Origin of the sequence: Methyloterricola oryzae (assembly GCF_000934725.1) — a bacterium.
GTDB lineage: Bacteria > Pseudomonadota > Gammaproteobacteria > Methylococcales > Methylococcaceae > Methyloterricola > Methyloterricola oryzae.
Window position 1 is genome coordinate 1 of record NZ_JYNS01000005.1, and the last position, 19166, is coordinate 19166.

The window sequence follows — 19166 nt, forward strand, 5'->3', positions numbered from 1 at the left end:
GTCCCCCTGGACAATAACTGGTTGGAGAACCGCATCCGCCCGGTGGCCTTGGGGCGCCGCAATTGGCTATTCGCCGGAAGTCTGCGTGCCGGTCAGCGCGCGGCTGCCATCATGAGCCTGATCCAGTCGGCGAAACTCAATGGTCACGACCCCTACGTCTATTTGAAAGACGTGCTCACGCGACTTCCGACGCAACCCGCCCATCGGATTCATGAACTTCTGCCGCATCGCTGGCAGCTTGAAACCACTCCCGCTTAGTTCCTCCAAGCGCGATCCGATTCCGGATTGCGTCAACATGGGATCGCCACGCGCTTACCCCTTGCGGGCGCGATGAATAGAACAGAAACGTCACTTAAGCCGCTGTCCAATATTCCTGAGCCCTTTCTTATCGGACAAAAAAAGGCCTTGAGTGTTAGTCAAGGCCTTGGTTTGATTGGTAGCAACGGGTGGGCTCGAACCACCGACACCAGCATTATGAATGCTGTGCTCTAACCGACTGAGCTACGTTGCCATAAGATAATTATCAAAAAAATTAGGACGCTAGTCAATAGCTAGTGTCTGAGACACCCCCGCCTAACAACAGCGGTGCCGAACGGAAGTTAATATTTGGCGGGGCCGTCGATTGGCGTATCACGCCACAGGCGCTCACCTCCATTCAGGCTCTCATCCCGTTCTGAAGGTCGATGAAATCCTGCATGCCTAGGGTGGTGACAGTGTGGAGATCGTCGTCCAATATTTCGTAGAACACTCCATCACCACCACGGATACTAAATAGCACGATTGCATCGGTATCCCCGCCACCTTCGCGGTGAGGTTCATCACTGGCGGGACTAACGGTGTAGCTGCCCACTGGGCGAATCTCCTTAAGCTTGCCGTCGGCATGGTAGAGGCGGTGCTCGCCCTGGATCACAAGAGTCTTGTTCAACACTCTATGTCGGTGAAGCACGATTTGCCGGTTAGCGGAGAACCTGAACAGCACATCCACGATGCCGTTTTCTACGTCGATATCGAGGATGGCGTATTGTAAATGTTCAAAGCCGCCAAGGCTTCGCCAGGGAATGTTGCGATCGTCGAATAGATGGGTGTTCATCGTTGCTCCCTATCAGTCTTTTGGTTTTGGCACTATCAGTCAGCTGGAAAAGGGGAATCCGCTGTACGAGCCGTCCAAGACAATTTAGGGGCCGCCCGGCGCGACGTAACCCGAATATTGCCTGCAGAAGTCGGGCAATTTGCCCGCCGTGCTTGTGGCAACATAAATCACTATGAGTCGGCTTGTGCCCATCACGAGAGCCCCACGAATCTGCAATTGCACCTACTGTTCCGCATCGTTGCCGCGGCTTTTTTGTGTCTTTTGCTCAGCGGCGGCCTTTTGCTTTACCGCAGTGACCGAGAGGCCAGACAAGCAGTGCAGGATGCCGTGGACCAAATTAGCCAACGCCTGGAACTGCAACTTCTCAAGTTGAGCACCGGTATCGGTAACAGCAATCCCTTCCCAGACTTCGAGTTTTGGCAGCCGCAGTCAGCGGGAACTTGCGTCGAATTTTCCCCGGCTGGCGCTGGCACCCCGCGGCAGTTGTGCAGTAACGTGGATCCGTTCGCTCCGGCGCCGCCATGGTTCGAGCGGCTCTATCAGGTTTTCTTCACGCCAGCCGTGCCAGTCGCCAGAGCTTTGGTCTATCACCGGCACAACTATGGAACGCTGACCCTCAGGCCTAGCGCGCGCTGGCAGTTGGCCGCAACCTGGGCGCAATTGCGTGCACTGATGGAGCTGTCCGGGGTTACGGTGTTGTCGGTGTGCTTGTTGGTCGTTGTCAGCATCCGACGGGCCTTGCATCCCGCAGGGGTGATTGTTGCCGGGTTGCGAGCCATTCAGCAGGGCGATCTTGACCAGCGCCTGCCAATCTTCAGACTCCATGAGTGGCGTAACATTGCCCAGGCGTTTAATCAGTTGACCGCCGGCCAGCAGCGACTTTTGAACGAGCGGCAGGCGCTTGCGGTCCGGCTCATGGGGTTGCAAGAGGAGGAGCGCGCAGGACTTGCCCGGGAACTGCACGACGAATTTGGACAGAGCCTCGCCGCCATCAACGCCTTAGCGCTCGCCATCAGTCAGGGGGCAGGCAGCCGGTGCCCCGACGTCGCTGCCGACGCTGGACGGATTCGCACCATAAGCCAGCACATGTTGGCAAACATTCGCGACTTGCTGCGTCGGCTTCGGCCGGCGGAGCTTGACGAAACGGGTCTTGAATCCAGCCTCAGGAGTCTGATCGCCGGTTGGCGAAGGCAACGCCAAGCCACCACTGAATTTCACCTCGTCATCGCTGGAGACTGTGGTGGACTCCCGGAAGCCGTGTCCGTTGCATTGTTCCGTGTGACTCAGGAGTGTCTGACCAATGTGGCCAAGCACGCTTCTGCCACCCGCGTAGCTGTCGAGCTCGAAGTCAGTGCAAGCGATGTACGCCTAAAAATTGAGGATGACGGACGCGCGGTTGAGGTTCCCAAGAGTTCCGGCATCGGCTTGCTAGGCATGCGCGAGCGGGTGACACCGTTGCACGGGCGCATGAATCTGGCTATTGGACAGCCCCATGGCCTTGTCGTTGACGTCTGGCTTCCACTTACGGCCGATCGTGGGCCAACATCATGAACCAGAATGGAACCATCAAGCTTCTGCTGGTTGACGATCACGCTATTGTCCGAGAAGGCTACCGGGCGCTGCTGGGCAGGCAGCCGGGCCTTGCAGTGATCGCGGAGGCGGAAAGCAGCGCGCAGGCTTACGAGCAGTTCAAGCTGTGTGAGCCCGATGTGGTGATTACCGACATCACAATGGCCGGTAGTAGCGGTCTTGAACTGATCGGTCGCATCCGTGCGCGGTGTCGCGATGCAAAAGTGCTGGTATTCAGCATGCATCAGAACCCGGGTTTTGCCAGGCAGGCTCTGCGCGCCGGGGCTTTAGGCTATGTTAGCAAAAGCAGTCCACCGGAGGAACTGCTGCGAGCTGTGTTTGAGGTGCATGGAGGACGGCATATCCTCAGCGCCGACATTGCCCAGGTCTTGGCTTTGGAAAAATTGGGCGCCGAGCACCGCGCGCTGGAGTCCCTGACAGCGCGCGAGTTCGAGATTCTGCGCCTGCTCCTGAATGGTGAGCCGGTCGAACGCATCGCCGGCTACCTCAATATCAGTCCCAAGACCGTTGCTAACTGTCACTACCTGATCAAACGCAAGTTGGGGGTTGCCAGCGACATCGATCTGATACGCCTGGCTATACGCCTCGACGTGCTGGACCTGCTGCACTTGACGGCGGAAAGTGAACCGAGCAACCAGCGGTAGCGGCAGTGGACAGCCTGGGATCTCGGGAGTGATTTCCCGCTTTCGTGTTTGACCGTGGTGTGTGCATGCGGCCCAGACTGAAATGGCAACCGATTTCTAGCTTCGGTACTAGACTTTCCAGCCGGGGCGCGATTCGCGGCTCGGACAAGGCGGGCCGCAGCGACAACTATATTGATCCATTCCACCCGCCCGCGCTGCGAGGGCGTGTTCAACTGCAGAGGTATTCTTTGGGCTTCAGTTCCTTTTGGCGCAGGCTGTTCGGGAAGAAGGCACCTCGGCCCCCAACCGCGCAGTTGCAGCACGAACCGACACCCGTTGTCATTCAGTCCCCGCAAAGCGATCCAGACTACGTGGGGATGGACCGTCATGCCCTCGCTAACAGCTTCAACGAACTTTTGCTGGAAAGCGGACCTGGATCGGAAGGGCTGATCCTCAACGACGCTGAGCACTACATTGTCGAGCGTATTGAGAAACTGCTTTCGGGCAGCATTCCTGATTCCATGATTCCCAAACTTCCAGAGGTAGCAGCCAGCCTGTTCCGCGATTTATCCGATCCCGATGTGCACCAGGACCGCATCCTGTCTCATTTAAGGCGCGATCCGGCCATGGTTTCGGAGGTTTTGCGGCTTGCAAACAGTCCGATTTACCGGGTTACAGAAGAACCCCTGGAGAACCTGGAGCGGGCGGTCGTACTGCTGGGGCTGCAGAATCTAAAATCGCTGGTTAGCTCGGTGTTGATGAAGCCAGTCATGGAGATACGTCCCATCTATTTCCGGATGTTCGGCCAACATTTGTGGCAACACTCGCTGGACTGCGCGCAAGCTTGCCAAAACTTGGACCTCGTCAGACGCCGCGCTGACCCGTTCAATAGTTACTTGGTCGGACTGATGCACGATGTCGGCAAGCTGGTGATCTTTCGCTTGCTAGTGGATTCATTCCGCGAGGTGGCGCCCAGCATCCAACCCAGGGGTGAGTTTTTCTCCCAGGTTGTTCGCGAGAGGTCTGCCCGATTGTCACTAAGTATGGTGGAACAGTGGTCGCTGCCGCCCTATCTCCGATTGGCGTTAGAAGAGCAGCAGGAAAGCTGGCTTAGCCAAAATCTCAGCGTATACGGACACTGTCTGCAGCAAGCCAATATGCTGGCCGAATTCAAACATATTGTGGAGAGCCGCGCAGGCGGTTCTGAAAGTCTCACAGACCTGGCAGCCCGTTTTCGCATCCCCGTCGATCTGTACTATCAGGTATTCCCGCAGAGCTGTCTTGGTCAAGGGAAAGATCGATAGATGTTGGTTTCCTCGATCCGCTAATGAGCGGAGACCTTCCGCGTTTATCTCAGCACGATGCCGATTGCTCCTGGATCATGGGACACTCTGCAAATAGGCAGATGGTCATCCGCAGAGTTAACAGGCAACACCACCGGACTTTACGGAGTGACCTCCTCTTTCTTGCTTCCCAGCAATAACTCGCGGACTAAGGCGTTGGGAAAGCGACGTGACGGGGTGATCGCATAAAAGCGCTCCTTTAACCCTGGGATGCGGCATCGTTCAACCAGCATCCCGCTCTCAAGCTCGTCCTGAACGACCACGGGTGGCACCAAGGCCAGGTTGCCGCTCTCCCGGCACAACAGGCGCAACATGGCCATATCATCGACCTCCGCCAACACCCGTGGCCGGATACCGGCCTGCTCGAGGATGAAGTCGAAGGCGGCCCTGATCTCACTTTCCACGCTGGGCAGCAACAAGGAGGCCCAGCGCAAATCCTCCGGAAACTGGAACGGCTCAGCGTCTGGGCTGGGCTTCCCGATCAAACTGACCGGTTGCTCATCCAGCAGGTGAGAATGCCAGTTGATTTCGGCATCCCGCGGAACGGGCCGGTTGGACAAGACCAAATCCAGCGTGTGTGTGTGCATCTGCGCCAGCAGGTCGCGTAGGCTCCCCGACCTCAGCACCAACTCGATCTGAGCCTGGCCCAGGAGTGGCTTGAGCATCTGCAATTGAAAGTTGCGGGACAGCGTCGCAACGGCACCGATCCGAAGCACTTGCTGCGCACCGACCGGGCGGTTGTGCATCAGACTGAACAGTTCATCCCCGGTCCTGAATATCGCGTTGGCATAGTCCAGCGCGATCCTTCCCGCCTCGGTCAGCACCAATCGCTTGCCATCACGCTCGAACAGCGCCTGACCCAGGGACTCCTCGAGTTTGCGCAATTGAATGCTTAGCGCGGACTGCGATACGTGCAAGCGCTCGGCGGCCCGCGTCAGGTTTGATTCGGTTGCGATCACCCAGAAGTAGCGGAGGTGGTGGTAATTGAGTGCCGCCATACATTAACAGAATAGAACGATTGATTTAAAAACTTATATTGGATGAAACAAAGTCGGATTGCTAGCATTCTCGCGTGACTCAACGAATGGGAGGCTGCCACGATGAAACGAGCAACACTGACGTTTGTCCAGCGTGAAATCTGCGAGCGGCAGGCTATTCGGGGCCATGGTGCTCTCAGGCATCCACTATGCCAGGAGGTGGTGCCATGGATACGCTGATCGTCTCTTTGGTAATGCTTGGCCCCGGTCTGCTCATACTGACCGGACTGCCGCCGTCCAACTGGGCGGACCGCCATCCACGCTTCATGGAGAAGGCCAGCAGCGTTGTCGCCAAGACCGCACTGCTGGGGGCCGTAACGGGAAGCCTGCTTTACGCGGCCAGTTCCGAGGGCCCCATCGAGTTGGGCTGGGGGCCGATGGATCTTCATTTCGACGCGCTGACGGCGATCATGTTGCCCTTGGTCGGACTGATCGGAGCCGTGGTCGTCCGCTACTCGCGTAACTATCTCCGCGGGGACCCAGGCCAAGGTCATTTCTTCAAGTGGATGACGTTGACCTTGGGCGCCGTGCTGGCGCTCATCGTGTCCGGAAATCTGCTCCTGCTGGCCGCCGCGTGGATCTGCACCAGCCTCGCGCTTCATCAACTGCTGGTGTTCTATCCGGAACGCAAGGGCGCGCAAGTCGCCGCGCGCAAGAAGTTCCTGGTCAGCCGCGCGGGTGATGCGTGTTTGCTGGTAGCCATCATCTTAATCTACGACCTGTTCGGTACGCTGCGCTTGAGCGAAATCTTTACCGACAGTGCCATCCTCGCCGAGATGTACAGCCCGGGTGAACTGTACCTGCATTTTCCGCAAATATCCTGGATGGGTGGCTGCCTCGTGGCGGCAGCCCTTCTGAAATCCGCGCAATTCCCGTTTCACAGCTGGCTGCCCGAGGTGATGGAAACGCCCACCCCGGTGTCGGCCATGATGCATGCCGGGGTCATCAATGCCGGAGGTTTTCTGGTGGTGCGGATGAGCCCGCTCCTCGCCTTGGCGCCAGACGTGCTGAGCGTGCTGGCGCTGGTTGGGGCCGTCACCGCCTTGTTCGGCTCCATGGCCATGCTGACGCAGACCAGCATCAAGCGCTCGCTCGCCTTCTCCACCATCGGTCAGATGGGGTTCATGATGCTGCAGTGCGGGTTGGGCGCGTTTTCCTCCGCAACCCTTCACATCGTCGCCCACGCGCTCTATAAGGCCCACGCCTTCCTCTCCAGCGGCAGCATCGTGGATATGGCAAGGGCCGCCTGGACGCCTCCGGCCCAAGCTGCGCGTCATCCGGCCCATCTATGTCTTGCGCTGTTGGCCGCCGCCGGTATGACCTACCTCGTGGCTGGCTGGTTCGGATTCACGCTGGAAAGTCATCACGGCATTCTCGTGCTGGGCTTCATCTTGATGGCGGCCTTGACTTATCTGATGTGGAGCTCGATGCAGGGTAGCCCTGGCTGGGCCTTGCTGGGGCGGGGCGTTGCGCTGGCATTCGTGGCCTGTGTGGGCTACTTCGCCATGCAGGCGGCATTCGTGGTGACCTTGGATCAGGTGCTGCCGGTCGAGCCGAGCGAGATCAGTCCTTTTGAGGCGGTGCTGATGGCCAGCGTCGTGCTGCTGTTCATGGGCGTTCTCTTGTTGCAGGTGCGCTTCCCCGGAGTCCACGGGGACCGTGCCTGGCAGGCCGCCTATGTGCACTTATACAACGGCTTCTATATCAGCACTCTGGCAAACCGCTGCATCCGCAAGCTGTGGCCGCTGACTCTTGATCGCCAGACTAAACAGTAAGGAGGGAAAGTCGTGATAACTCCAGAGTATTTGACCAGTGAACTGTCGGACCAGGCTGCCGGCCATTCATCCGACGCTTCCTTTCAATCCGCTGCGCGCACTGAACTGCTCCGGGCCGTTGATGAAGCGTGTTCCCGTATTCCCCCGCTGTGGCCGCTGCGCCGTTTCGTGGCGGTCAATCCCTTCGTCGGTCTGGGTGACTTTCACTTCGACAAGGCCTGCGCGCTCATCCGCAAGGTGGGTCGCGGCGAATTGCTGATGCCTGCCGGGTTTTACCTGGAGCAGGTCGAAGCAGGCCATGTCACGCCTGCCGATATCGAAAGGGCCATGCATCTAAGGAATTCTGGCGAGCGCCCGGAATCGGCGTCGGAGCTTATCGATTTCCTGCGCAGGAGCGCCCATGCTTCGCCATCACCCGTCGCTGCCATCGAGACCCTTGCTGACGCCATCGACCGGGAGCGTGGGAGCGAGTGGGCCGCCTTCGTGGTGGAGGAAATCTCCAAGTGGTGCGCGGCCTATTTCGACCAGGGGCAGTCCTCCTGGACCATGCCGTGGCGGCATTTGTCCTTGTACGCCGCCTGGAAGCGGGCCGCGGAGTTGGATTACAACCCTGAGGCAGCCGGCATACCCGGATTCCGCGCCGCCGTCGCAACACTGCCGGATGAGCCTTGGGAACTCATTGCGCTGGCGGTTGACGAGTTAGATTTCTCCGCCGGAGCCCGGACGGACTTCCTGCATCGGGAACTGGCCACCATCGGCGGATGGAGTGCTTATGCCCGCTTCCGCGTCTGGGAGTCGGATATGCGCGGAGAGCGGGACGACGCTCTCATTCACCTGCTGGCCATCCGGCTTGCCTGGGATGTCGCGCTCAATCGCGTCTTCCGTCCCAAGCTCACGGGCCGGACGTTCCAACCGGCACAGTGCGCGGCCGAAGGCAGCGATCTGCGCATCCGCGTCCTGATGCAACTGGCTTATGAGCTGGCTGACCAGAGGCGCTTAATGCGGGTTCTCACCTCAGGTTCCGAAAACCATGCCGCCGCCAGCCCGGTGCCGGCGCCGCGCAAGGCCGCGCAGGCCGTGTTTTGCATCGACGTGCGCTCGGAAGTCTATCGCCGCGCTTTGGAGACCGTGAGCCGCCAGGTGGACACCATAGGCTTTGCAGGTTTCTTCGGCTTTCCCATCGAATACGTGCCCTTGGCCCATGAGCATGGCGAGGCTCACTGTCCGGTGTTGCTCTCGCCCGGCTACCGCGTGCGGGAGACACTGAAGGACGCGTCGGTGCACGAATTGCTTAAAGTGTATGACCGCCGCTGGCTGCACAAGCGCACCAGCGTGATCTGGAAGGCCTTCAAGCAATCCGCGGTCTCGTGTTTCTCCTATGTCGAGGTGAGTGGCCTGCTTTATGGGCTGAAACTCCTGACGGACAGCTTGGGACTGACGCGTCCGGTCCTTCATCCGGCCACCGCTGGCGTTTCGCCTCGCCACCAGGAGCGTATCGGCCCCACCGTCACCCGCCAGCGCGGGCGGCTGGTGCGGGGTGGCGCTGTCCGGGAGACTGGCATCGCTTTGAGCGAGCGAGTGAATCTGGCGCAGGCTGCCCTGAAAGGCATGGGTTTGACCTGTGATTTCGCCCGTCTGGTTCTGCTGTGCGGGCATGCCAGCCAAACGGTCAACAACCCCTATGGCTCGGCCCTGGACTGCGGGGCCTGTGGCGGACACTCCGGCGAGGCCAATGCGCGCATCGCCGCCACCATACTCAACGACCGCGACGTGCGCGCCGCACTTGCCGCTCAGGGACTGCGCATACCGCGAGACACCTGGTTTGTCGCCGGCCTGCACGACACCACCACTGACGAGGTGCGACTGTTCGACCTGGAATCGGTCCCCCACGGACACGAGGCAGACGTGGCGCAACTTCAATCCTGGTTGAACCTGGCTTCACGCCTGGCGCGTGGTGAAAGGGCTGATCTCCTGGGACTCGGTGACCTGTCATCGTTTGACTTAAGTCAGGCGGTCGAAGCGCGTTGCCGCGACTGGTCTCAAGTCCGCCCGGAGTGGGGACTGGCCGGCAATCGAGCCTTCATCGCCGCGCCGCGGGAACGTACGCGCAAGCTGGTGCTCAACGGACAGGCTTTCCTGCATGAATACTCGCCCGAGAAAGATCCCGGGGGGGCGATTCTGGAACTGATCATGACCGCGCCGCTGGTGGTCGCCAGTTGGATCAACCTCCAGTACTACGCATCCACGGTGGACAACCGCTTGTTCGGCAGCGGCAACAAGACACTGCACAACGTCGTTGCAACCTTGGGCGTTTTCGAAGGCAATGGCGGCGATCTCAGGACTGGCCTGCCCTGGCAGTCGCTTCACGACGGAAGCCGTCTGGTCCATGAGCCCCTGCGTCTGAGCGCGATCATCGAAGCCGAGGAAGACGCCATCGAGCGGGTGATCGCCAAGCACGAATCCTTGCGTCAGCTCATCAATAACCAATGGCTGCATTTATTCCGGATCGTACCCGGCGGAGCGGATGTGTTTCGCCGTCGCGGTCCCGGCAACTGGGTCAAAGAAACCAACTGGAGGTTCGAGGCATGAAGACACAGCAACTGCTGGACGTATGCGAATCAGGAATTGGCGGAGGCGCCGCCGCGGCCTTGGGCACGGAGCGGAAAGACCACCTGGATCTGTTGGAGTCGGAGGCCATCTTCATCATGCGGGAAGTGGCGGCGGAGTGCCGAAACCCGTTTATCTTGTTTTCGGGCGGCAAAGACTCGGCGGTGCTTTTGCACCTCGCGCACAAGGCCTTTCATCCCGAGCCGGTCGGTTTCCCCTTGCTTCACATCGACACGGGGCACAACTATCCGGAAGTGCTGCAGTACCGCGACCAGATGGCAAGGCGCTACGATGGCCGGCTCCTGGTGCGCAGCGTCCAGGATTCGATACGCCGGGGGAGCGTGCGTTTGCGCCGGCCTGACGAGTCGCGCAACCGCCATCAGTCGGTGACGCTGTTGGAGGCCATCGCTGAACTACAAATCGACGCCTGCTTGGGTGGGGCGCGCCGCGACGAGGAAAAGTCGCGGGCAAAGGAGCGGGTCTTCAGCGTACGGGATGAGTTCGGGCAGTGGGATCCGAGAAGCCAGCGGCCGGAACTTTGGGCACTGTACAACACCGCCCTGGCGCCGGGTGAGCACCTGCGCGTGTTTCCCATCTCGAATTGGACCGAACTGGATGTATGGCAATACATCGCGCGCGAGAGGATCGCCCTGCCTTCCCTTTACTTTGCCCATCAGCGCGAGGTGGTGCGCCGCGGCGGGCTTCTGGTGCCGGTCACCCCGCTGACGCCGCCCCGTACCGGCGAGACTGTTGAAACCATGACCGTCCGTTTCCGCACCGTCGGCGATATATCCTGCACGGCGCCTGTCGCCTCCAAAGCCGCGACGGCCGCCCAAATCATAGATGAATTAGCCCGTTGTACGGTCACCGAACGGGGTGCCACACGCCTCGATGACCAGACTTCCGAGTCCGCCATGGAACAACGCAAGAAAGAGGGGTACTTCTAATGCACGTGATTTCCCTGGAACCGTTTTCACTACAGGCACGCCCTGTTTCGAGCACGGGCCTGCTTCGCTTCGTGACCGCAGGCAGCGTCGATGACGGCAAAAGCACCCTGATCGGCCGCCTGCTGTATGACACGCAGAGCGTGCCCCATGACCTGATCGAGGCCATCAGACGTAGCGCCGCCGGTAGGGGAGGTGCAGAGTTGGATCTGTCCCTGATCACGGACGGACTGGAGGCTGAACGCGAGCAAGGCATTACCATCGACGTCGCCTACCGCTACTTCGCCACGCCGCGGCGCAAGTTCATCATCTGTGATGCGCCCGGGCACGAGCAGTACACCCGCAACATGGTCTCGGCGGCGTCCACGGCCGGCGCCGCAGTCGTGCTGGTCGATGCGAAAAAAGGAATCACGACGCAGACCCGCCGCCATTCCTGCCTGGTTCACCTGCTGGGCGTGAGCGAGATCATCCTCGCGGTCAACAAGATGGATCTGGTTGGATGGCGGCAGTCCGTGTTCAATGACATCGTCGCAGAGTACGCAGAGTTCGCCACGGCCTTGGGAGTCAGGCGTGTACAGCCTATACCGCTATCGGCGCTGCACGGCGACAACGTCGCACGAAACAGCGAGGCATCACCCTGGTACGAGGGGCCGAGTCTGCTCGAGCATCTCGAATGCTTGTCTGTCGACATAAAAAGCGAGGCGGCTGCGCTGCGTTTTCCCATTCAACGGGTCGTGCGCCCCCATTCGTCCAGAGGCATCGGGCGAAGGATCTATCAAGGCACCCTTGCCGCCGGATTCCTGCGGGAAGGTGATTCCGTGTTGCTCCTGCCATCCGGACGGAAAACCCGCGTGACATCCATCCGTCAGGCGGGCGAATCCTTGGCAGTCGCCGCTTCCGGCCAGGCCGTTGCGATTGAGCTGGAGGGTGACTTGGACGTGTCGCGCGGTGACATGTTGGTTTCCCCCGAGGCGCCCGCGCGAGTTGCCGGCGAGATCGAGGCACAGATTTGCTGGCTGGGCACGGCGGCGCTGGATCAGCGGCAAAAGTACAGGATCAAGCACACGACTCGGAGTGTGACTGGACGCTTTGCCGAAATACTTGGCATAGTCGATGTCAACACACTGGATATCCTGAGACCCTCAGGCGCGATCGGCATGAACGATATCTTTGCAGCGAAAGTCAGGCTCCAGCAGCCTCTGATTGTGGACCGCTATTGCAGCAATCAGGTGACTGGAAGCTTCATCATCGTGGATGAAGCGTCTTGCCTGACGGTTGGCGCAGGCATCATTCGCTGAGCGTTACAAAGGCTTCTTGGTCCTGCACTGGCGCTTTATCACCTCGGTCGACCGTATGCCACCATTGTTTCGAGAATTTGCAAGGCCCGAGTTGATGACACAAGCGCTTTGCATGCTCCAAAGGCCGATCCAGAGACAGTCACCCCAAGGCCATAAATGGCAGCAAGACTCCTGAAGGAGAAAGACAAGGGCACAGGTAAGGATGTCTTGGAGGTCAATAAGGTGGCAATTGTCTGGTTTCCAACACTCATTGGGGCGATGCCCGTTTTGTGGGCCAGACATGCGACTTGATGGCTCCTTTCAGGGGTTTCGCGCGGAATTGCCTGTTGCAGCGTGGAAGATCGTATTAGTGGCGAAGCTCTAGGAGATGAACAGGGCATCTGGTATCGGCCTGACTAGCCGATTAAATCCACCTGGGTCCATGGTCCGCGAATTGCTTCCTCCTGGGGAAAGGTTCACTTTTGACGGGAGGAAGTTATGGCGTTCACTGCGATTTGTCACAAGAATGACGTAACTGAAGGGGAGATGGGGTTCTTCCAGGCTGGCAAGAAGAGCGTGCTGGTGGTTTGGCCCAAAGGCAGTGAGTTGAGGGCGTTTCGTGGTCGCTGCCCCCATGCGGATATGCCTTTGAACGAGGCGAGCTTTGACGGGAAGACCGTCAAATGTCAGCACCATCAGTGGGGTTTCGACTGCACCAGCGGCAAGTGCGTGACACATCTGGTCCGCCACGCCATCCATCCCTACGATTTACGGATTGAGGGTGACGAGATCCAGGTCGACCTCGGGCCTGTCAGGCCACCGCGCGCAGCGGCCTGAGTCCACTGGATCTCGGGTGCGCATTCGAGCCACATCGCCAGCATTTAGGCATATTTGCCTCCTCCAGTGAGCCCCATGGTTGCATGGCCTGCCGTGGTCAAATACCTCGGCGACGACGAGTTGACCTTTGTCGATTCCCCGGAACAGCTCGATGAGCGCCCGGAGTTGCAGGGTGGCCAATTTCATCCGGGAGATGTCCTGATCGATTCCGCCGGTCAGGTTTACAGGCCACAAAGACGGCTGAGCCGGACCGAGGTCTCCGAGGAACCCTTGGAGAGGTTAACGCTTGATGCCGTGCTCGCTCTGGTACGCCGGCATGCTGCAAGCGGCGGCGCATGCTGCGTCAGCAAAATCTCTGCGCCGAGCGTGGCCGAGGCGATCGCCCTGATCAAATGCCTGGAATCGCCAGGCTGAGCAAGCCGGCCAGCGCGATGGCAGGTTTATCTTGGGGGCGAGTAAGACGGCGCTTCGGCCTTTGTTGGTTTGTGGGCGCGATAGCATCTGCCTCGGCGCAGTGGCTTCGTGATGATCACGGTGGTACGATCCCGCGCTTGTAAACTGCATAGTCAAGCAAGAACATGAGCAAAATCACGATTGAGCACAATCCGAGCGAAGACCGTCTGAAGGAACTCGGCGTTGACGCGTGGCCGATTTGGGAAAAGGAAGTGTCCAAATTCCCGATTGATTTTGATGAAACCGAAACGGCCTACGTGCTTGAAGGCGAGATTCTGGTGACGCCTGCCGGTGGCGAGCCGGTGCGGATTATCCCGGGTGATCTGGTCTCGTTCCACGCCGGCCTGGACAGTCAGTGGGAAGTGGTCAAGCCCTTGCGCAAGCACTATAGCTACGACTACCCGAACGGCGTCTAGTCGCGAACGAACAAAACAAAAGGCATCCTCGGGTGCCTTTTGGTCGCTGGACATGGGCTGGAGCCTTGATGGGCGGCATCCGCTTGTAGCCCTATTCCCTGCCGTGTCCGCCCACCGGCGGTGCGCGCTGATACCCGTTCAACCGTCCTGGAAACAAGTCTTTCGGGGTGTCCGCAAGCGCAAGCCCACGGCGATCAGCACTATCAGACTGCCCCATAGCAGCGTAGGAACCAGCCAAAACCACGTCTGATAGAACGTCGCCGGCGGACTTTTCAGGAACGGGACGTCATACGCGGCGGCCCATTCTTGGTTGATGGGTGATTTCTGTAATATCTCGCCCGAGGCCAGCGCCACCGTCGAGATACCAGTATTGGTGGCGCGCAAGACGGGCCGGCGGAATTCCACGCTTCTCGCCAGGGTCATCATCATGTGTTGATAAGGCTCCTGCCAGTCTCCGTACCAGGAGTCGTTGGTGGCATTGACGATGAATTGGGCACCCAGTTCAGCCAGGGCGCGGGTGAAGGCGGGAAAGAGGCTTTCATAGCAAACCTGCGCTCCCATTCTGAATTCGCCCAGTTTCAGCAAAGCCGTGGGGCCCTGCCCGCGGGCAAACTGTCCGATCTGCGGAAACCATTCGCGGATTTGCGGGAAGAAATGCTCGCCCGGTATGTATTCGCCAAAGGCCAGCAAAATGGTTTTGCTATAGGCAGGCGGGACCAGTGCACCCGTGTGATCCAGCACAAATATCGAGTTGGTGAGCAGGCCTGTCGGACGGTCTACGCCGAAGGCGCCGGTCACCAGCGCCAACTGGCGGTCCTTGAGATATTCCCGCAGGATCGTTGGATACACCTTGTTTTTGAAGTCTTCGCCGAGCAGCGTTGGGAATGCGGTTTCCGGCCAGAGGACGAAATCGACTTTTCCCCTAGCGCGGCTGGCCGCCTGATCGGTCAGCGCAAAGTAACGCCTAAGAATTTCCTCCCGAAACGAGTCGCCCGGCTTAGCTTGCAAAGTCTCGGGGTTACCGATATTGCCCTGCACCAGGACCGCTCGCACCGAGGCATCCGGCGAAGGCAGGCGATTCTTCAGCCAGAGGCCGCCAAGATTTAGCATCGCGACGCCGAGTAGGACGCTAGCCAGCAGCATCTTACCGCGCCCCATGGCCCTGTGTTGCCAGGCGAGATACAGGGGGAGATTGGCCAATAAGGTCAATGCACTGAGGCCGCTGAAACCGATCACTTCCGCCCAGTGATAAACGGGAAGGCCCGCACCATACCAGGAGTACCCAAAATTCCAGTCAAACAAGGTGAGGGAATAGGCTTCGCACAAGGTGGTTATCAACGCCATCAGGGCGACTGAAAGTCCGTCTGGCCATCGGAAGCGGGTGTGGCCCCAGAACCATAATGCGCCCGCCACAGGCACGAACAAGTGCGCTACCAAGGCAAATGCCAGCATGCCGATGACAGCCAGCGGCCAGTCCAGGCCGGCAAATTCATGGAGCAGATAGGTGACCCAGTTGAAGCCGATGAGCGTGAACACGAACGATGTGGTCAAGCCGCCAAGGAGCACCGCCTTGAAGGTGGTTTGGCGGCGCCAGAACAGCCATAGCGGGACGAAGCAGAACAGTGAGGCCCAGGGAGGAAAGGGAATATAGCTAGTTCCTATGAACAAGCCTGAAAGGACCGGGAGTAGCCACTGGGTTCGACCGCGGTCAGGTGGGGCATTCATTGATGCGGAGTCCTTAATGAAGTCATGGAGTCATTTATTTGATGTTGCGACCGCCAACCTTGCTCTTGCACGCTATCGATTAGGATGAATCATCTCCGCCCAGACTCCCTGAAGTCACTTCGGTAATGTTTTGGAAGGGATGTGCGTTTCGGGCATTGCGATCAGATCGGGATCTTGGATGGATATCTGTTGCGCTATAAATGAGTTTAAAAAGGGGTGCCGGTCTTGCGAGTTGCCTGACGCGCTCACCGAATCCATGTCCTGCGTGCGCGGAGGATAGCGTAAATCCAAGAATGACTGTTTTCTATTTCGGAATGTAATTTGATGGAAATTTATGAATTTCAAGACAGCTTGGGGGGGCTAGCCACGGCGGGAACACTGGATGAGATTACCGATCGGGTTCGCACGTACGTTGGACAACTGGGATTTGAGTATTTTATTTACGTCTTGCGCCTGCCAACCCGATTCGCCGAAGCCAGGGTCATCATGATTAACGGCTACCCGGAAGCCTGGCTGGAGCGTTATTGGGAGGCAAGTCACTACACTCACGATCCAGTAATCGCCCATTGCGCGCAACGTCTGGTTCCAGTCATCTGGCATGAGCTGCCCTCAGAAGGCCTCAGCAGGCAGGTCATGAATGAAGCCACCGAGTTCGGCTTGCGGTATGGCCTGAGCATGCCCATTCACGGCCCCAATGGTGATCTGGGAATCCTGAGCCTTGCGGTGGACCGGAAATTGGCGGCGGCACAGGAGATTTCGAGACGCGCCTTGCCCTACGTACAGATACTGGCCGTACATATTCATGAGGCAGTGCGGCGCGTCACTATTCAGGTCGGGGAAACGGCACCGATCCTGCTCACCGAGCGGGAACAAGATTGCATGCGCTGGGTGGCGGATGGCAAGACATCTTGGGAGATATCGCAGGTGCTCCACATGTCGGAGCGTACCGTCAACTTTCACATCAATAACGTCATGATCAAGCTCGATGTCCGTAACCGGCAGCACGCAATAGCCCGTGCAGTGTTGCAGGGCTTGATCAATCCGCGCCCCTTCTAGTTTCGGTATGAAGCAATCCAGCCGGGACTGCTTCGCACCGCCTATCACAACACGTGTCCCGCGGCGGTCGGCATAGTTTCCCGTCTGTAGAAAACGATTGGGGCAGCGTCAGTGTCCACGGAAAGTGCTGAAGGATTATGCTGACCTGTTACACGTCCGGATGAAGTTGCTGTCAGATTTGACAGGTTTCCGGGCTTAGCGATTTCCCCTTAAATTGAGCGACAGAAAAGATTCCACATCTGTCTCACGCCGTTACTGCTCGTCGTGCCTTGATGAGCGCTTCAGTCACACGTAGACGGAGCAGGAACGTCGCGAAGCGTCGGATGGACCCAGAGCAAGACGGCAACAGCCGGCCGCTTGACCGGGGTCTAAAGAAGCAGGCCCGCCAAGTTCAGTCAATTCCAATTTCATCGTTTTCTGGAGGATCAATGCAAATTGTGTCGCACAAGTCATCCTGGCTGCTGACTGTTGCACTTTGGCTGGTCAGTTCTTGGGCCATCGCCTTGGATTCAGATGGCAAGGGCAACTGGACCGCGATACAGGTCGATCGCTATACAGCCAACGGCAACAAGTTCGGAGATAACCTATTGGGCGTCAAGCGGGAAACTGGCGACTTGTACAAGGACGGCACGTTTTTGCCATTTTCCGTGCTGGAATCGACACAGATCCGGGTGGATGAGGCAACGTTGAACGCTTTCAGCGGGCGTTTCGTCATGTCGTTGGCTATATGGACAAATTTCGATGGCGCCCAGAAGCCACTGGGCAACAACAATGCCATGCGGTATTTCCCTCGCTCGGCAGAGACCTACTCCATCGATAGTGTGCCTTATGTCATCGTGACACCCGGAGGAGGCGAGAACCCGCCGAGTGCTGGAAAGCCCACGGTCACGTTGAGCGTGGTTCAAGCCGCAGTCTCGGAAACCGGCCCCAGCGCCGGACGTTTCCTGGTCGCGCTGGACTCTGCCAGGGGCAAAGATGTTAAGGTGCCTTACGCCATTTCCGGTAAGGCCAAGAACGGCAAGGACTACACCAAGATTGCCAAGTATGTATTAATTCCAGCCGGGAATGTCTCTGCGTTTTTAGACATTATCCCAATCGACGACAACATTCAGGAAAACGCCGAATCTGTGAAACTCAAATTGCAGAAGCGGCCTTCATACAAGCTGGGCGGCGCCAAATCGGCAACCGTTGAGATACTGGACAACGATTGAGTGTTCTTGAATGGATAATCTCGCCAAAACTCGAACTTCTTGTTTCGTCCTCCTATTAAGCCAGCCGAGGCTTGGCCATCCCTTGGTTTTCTGGTGATAGGGACAGAAAGCGCCGAGCGTGAAAAAAGGGTATTGCCATCGCGGCGGAAAGAACTGAGTTAGAGAATGTTCGTCCGCAAGTCCTACGGAAGATGTGCGGTAGGTCACTGGTTCCGGTTAGGGTGCCGATTCAGTCGGTATCAGCCGCGCCTCGACATGGCGACATCCGCATGACAGACCGGGTTTTACCCCATCGGCCGTGTGAGATTGCGCGTAATGCAGTAGAGGCGAGGCAATCAGCGGGGTTCCGATTTCACGTTGAGTCGGATTGGGAAAAAATCGAAGCGAAAGTGCCCCAGTATGGTAACCGTTCGGCGGAGCACATTCTTCCCGCGGGGTGATGGTTGAGAGACATTGTTGTCACTTTCTGTTGCCTGGAGGAATGTGATGACATTCGAAGAACGTGGGAATTATTGGGAGCGGCGCTTGGCCGAGCAGTCGGTCAGTGGATTGTCGGCGCGGGCCTGGTGCCGGCATGCGGGGGGTGGCGTATGGGACGTTCAGCTATTGGCGTCGTCGCGTACAGAGCGAGTCGCCATTGGCTTTGTTGACGTTGATTCCGGTCGTTGACGAGGCACCTGAACCAGTCGGGCTGCGGATCGTGGTGCGCGGTGCCAGCATCGCAGTGGCGCAAGACTTCGACCCTTCTCCAGACGCTTGCAAGCCAGCCAGAAGCCATGCCGGTCCCACCACAGCAGCTTCACTTTGCCCCGACCGCGATTGAAAAACACATAGACCGATCCCGACAACGGCGAAGCCCCCAGGCTGGTTGCCACCGCCAGCGCCAGCCCATCGATCGACTTGCGCAAGTCCACCGACTCCGCCACCACGTACACCGCGCTCGCACCCAACAGCGTCGTCAACACGTCGACAACGCCGCGACGACCCGACGCAGCAGTTCGCTATCGAATTCGCCGACCGCCGACGGCGTCAATTTCGCGTTCGGAACTGCTGTTGTTGCTGGAGGGGTGGATCTGTCGGTGCGGCGTCTTCGTGAGGTTCGGGCGGGGCGGGTGAGCTGATGGAATGGCTTGCCAAGCCGCATGAAACAAGGGACTTGGTGGTTTTCGGCGGGTGTCATAG

General features: G+C 58.6%; 17 protein-coding genes and 1 tRNA gene. 13 read left to right on the forward strand and 5 right to left on the reverse strand.

Going from position 1 to position 19166, the window contains the following annotated elements; genetic code table 11:
* A partial coding sequence (locus tag EK23_RS08505) for a transposase domain-containing protein (protein WP_045224942.1) occupies positions 1–258 on the forward strand: 258 nt, incomplete at its 5' end.
* Positions 259–434: 176 nt separating this feature from the next.
* Here the strand turns inward: EK23_RS08505 and EK23_RS08510 are convergent.
* Positions 435–511, reverse strand: a tRNA-Met gene (locus EK23_RS08510).
* Between the two features lie 144 nt (positions 512–655).
* Positions 656–1090, reverse strand: a complete 435-nt coding sequence (locus tag EK23_RS08515) for a cupin domain-containing protein (protein WP_045224943.1) — start codon at positions 1088–1090, stop codon at positions 656–658.
* A gap of 216 nt (positions 1091–1306) precedes the next feature.
* Here EK23_RS08515 and EK23_RS08520 point away from each other — a divergent pair, with 216 nt between their 5' ends.
* The 3 genes from EK23_RS08520 to EK23_RS08530 all read left to right on the forward strand — a co-directional run bounded on the left by EK23_RS08520 (position 1307) and on the right by EK23_RS08530 (position 4607).
* Positions 1307–2641, forward strand: coding sequence for a HAMP domain-containing sensor histidine kinase (locus EK23_RS08520; RefSeq protein WP_052808052.1), 1335 nt, complete (start codon positions 1307–1309; stop codon positions 2639–2641).
* The gene (locus tag EK23_RS08525; protein ID WP_045224944.1) at positions 2638–3324 is read left to right on the forward strand and encodes a response regulator; all 687 of its coding nucleotides are present in this window, start codon (positions 2638–2640) and stop codon (positions 3322–3324) included. The genes EK23_RS08520 and EK23_RS08525 overlap by 4 nt, the downstream gene beginning before the upstream one ends.
* Positions 3325–3389: 65 nt before the next feature.
* On the forward strand, positions 3390–4607 hold the full coding sequence (locus EK23_RS08530; protein WP_082054048.1) for an HDOD domain-containing protein: 1218 nt from the start codon (positions 3390–3392) through the stop codon (positions 4605–4607).
* Between the two features lie 140 nt (positions 4608–4747).
* Here the strand turns inward: EK23_RS08530 and EK23_RS08535 are convergent, their stop codons facing one another.
* Positions 4748–5644: a LysR family transcriptional regulator gene (locus tag EK23_RS08535; RefSeq protein WP_045224946.1), complete on the reverse strand. Its 897-nt coding sequence runs from the start codon at positions 5642–5644 to the stop codon at positions 4748–4750.
* A 206-nt stretch (positions 5645–5850) separates the two neighbouring features.
* On the opposite strand from EK23_RS08535, the gene EK23_RS08540 reads away from it, so the two are divergent.
* The 7 genes from EK23_RS08540 (at position 5851) to EK23_RS08570 (ending at position 13992) form a co-directional block, all read left to right on the forward strand.
* Positions 5851–7458 (forward strand): proton-conducting transporter transmembrane domain-containing protein, encoded by a 1608-nt coding sequence (locus tag EK23_RS08540; protein WP_045224947.1) that lies wholly within the window; start codon positions 5851–5853, stop codon positions 7456–7458.
* Between the two features lie 12 nt (positions 7459–7470).
* Complete coding sequence (locus EK23_RS08545; protein WP_097990924.1) at positions 7471–10047, forward strand: YbcC family protein; 2577 nt, start codon at positions 7471–7473, stop codon at positions 10045–10047.
* A complete protein-coding gene (gene cysD / locus EK23_RS08550; RefSeq protein WP_082054049.1) occupies positions 10044–11012 on the forward strand; it encodes a sulfate adenylyltransferase subunit CysD in 969 nt (322 codons plus the stop codon). The genes EK23_RS08545 and cysD overlap by 4 nt, the downstream gene beginning before the upstream one ends.
* On the forward strand, positions 11012–12307 hold the full coding sequence (locus tag EK23_RS08555) for a sulfate adenylyltransferase subunit 1 (protein WP_045224948.1): 1296 nt from the start codon (positions 11012–11014) through the stop codon (positions 12305–12307). The genes cysD and EK23_RS08555 overlap by 1 nt, the downstream gene beginning before the upstream one ends.
* Positions 12308–12784: 477 nt before the next feature.
* Positions 12785–13123, forward strand: a complete 339-nt coding sequence (locus tag EK23_RS08560; RefSeq protein ID WP_045224949.1) for a Rieske 2Fe-2S domain-containing protein — start codon at positions 12785–12787, stop codon at positions 13121–13123.
* Between the two features lie 93 nt (positions 13124–13216).
* A complete protein-coding gene (locus tag EK23_RS08565; RefSeq protein WP_158002472.1) occupies positions 13217–13537 on the forward strand; it encodes a DUF4144 family protein in 321 nt (106 codons plus the stop codon).
* Between the two features lie 164 nt (positions 13538–13701).
* Entirely contained in the window at positions 13702–13992 is a 291-nt protein-coding gene (locus EK23_RS08570; RefSeq protein WP_045224951.1) for a cupin domain-containing protein, read from the forward strand.
* A gap of 138 nt (positions 13993–14130) precedes the next feature.
* Here the strand turns inward: EK23_RS08570 and lnt are convergent, their stop codons facing one another.
* Entirely contained in the window at positions 14131–15717 is a 1587-nt protein-coding gene (gene lnt, locus EK23_RS08575) for an apolipoprotein N-acyltransferase (protein ID WP_045224952.1), read from the reverse strand.
* Positions 15718–16041: 324 nt separating this feature from the next.
* Between lnt and EK23_RS08580 the strand changes: the two genes are divergently transcribed.
* A complete protein-coding gene (locus EK23_RS08580; protein WP_045224953.1) occupies positions 16042–16773 on the forward strand; it encodes a LuxR family transcriptional regulator in 732 nt (243 codons plus the stop codon).
* A gap of 323 nt (positions 16774–17096) precedes the next feature.
* Positions 17097–17984, forward strand: a complete 888-nt coding sequence (locus tag EK23_RS08585) for a Calx-beta domain-containing protein (protein ID WP_145998607.1) — start codon at positions 17097–17099, stop codon at positions 17982–17984.
* A 599-nt stretch (positions 17985–18583) separates the two neighbouring features.
* Here EK23_RS08585 and tnpB read toward each other — a convergent pair.
* A complete protein-coding gene (gene tnpB, locus EK23_RS22425) occupies positions 18584–18949 on the reverse strand; it encodes an IS66 family insertion sequence element accessory protein TnpB (protein ID WP_082054050.1) in 366 nt (121 codons plus the stop codon).
* Positions 18950–19166 lie beyond the last annotated feature (217 nt).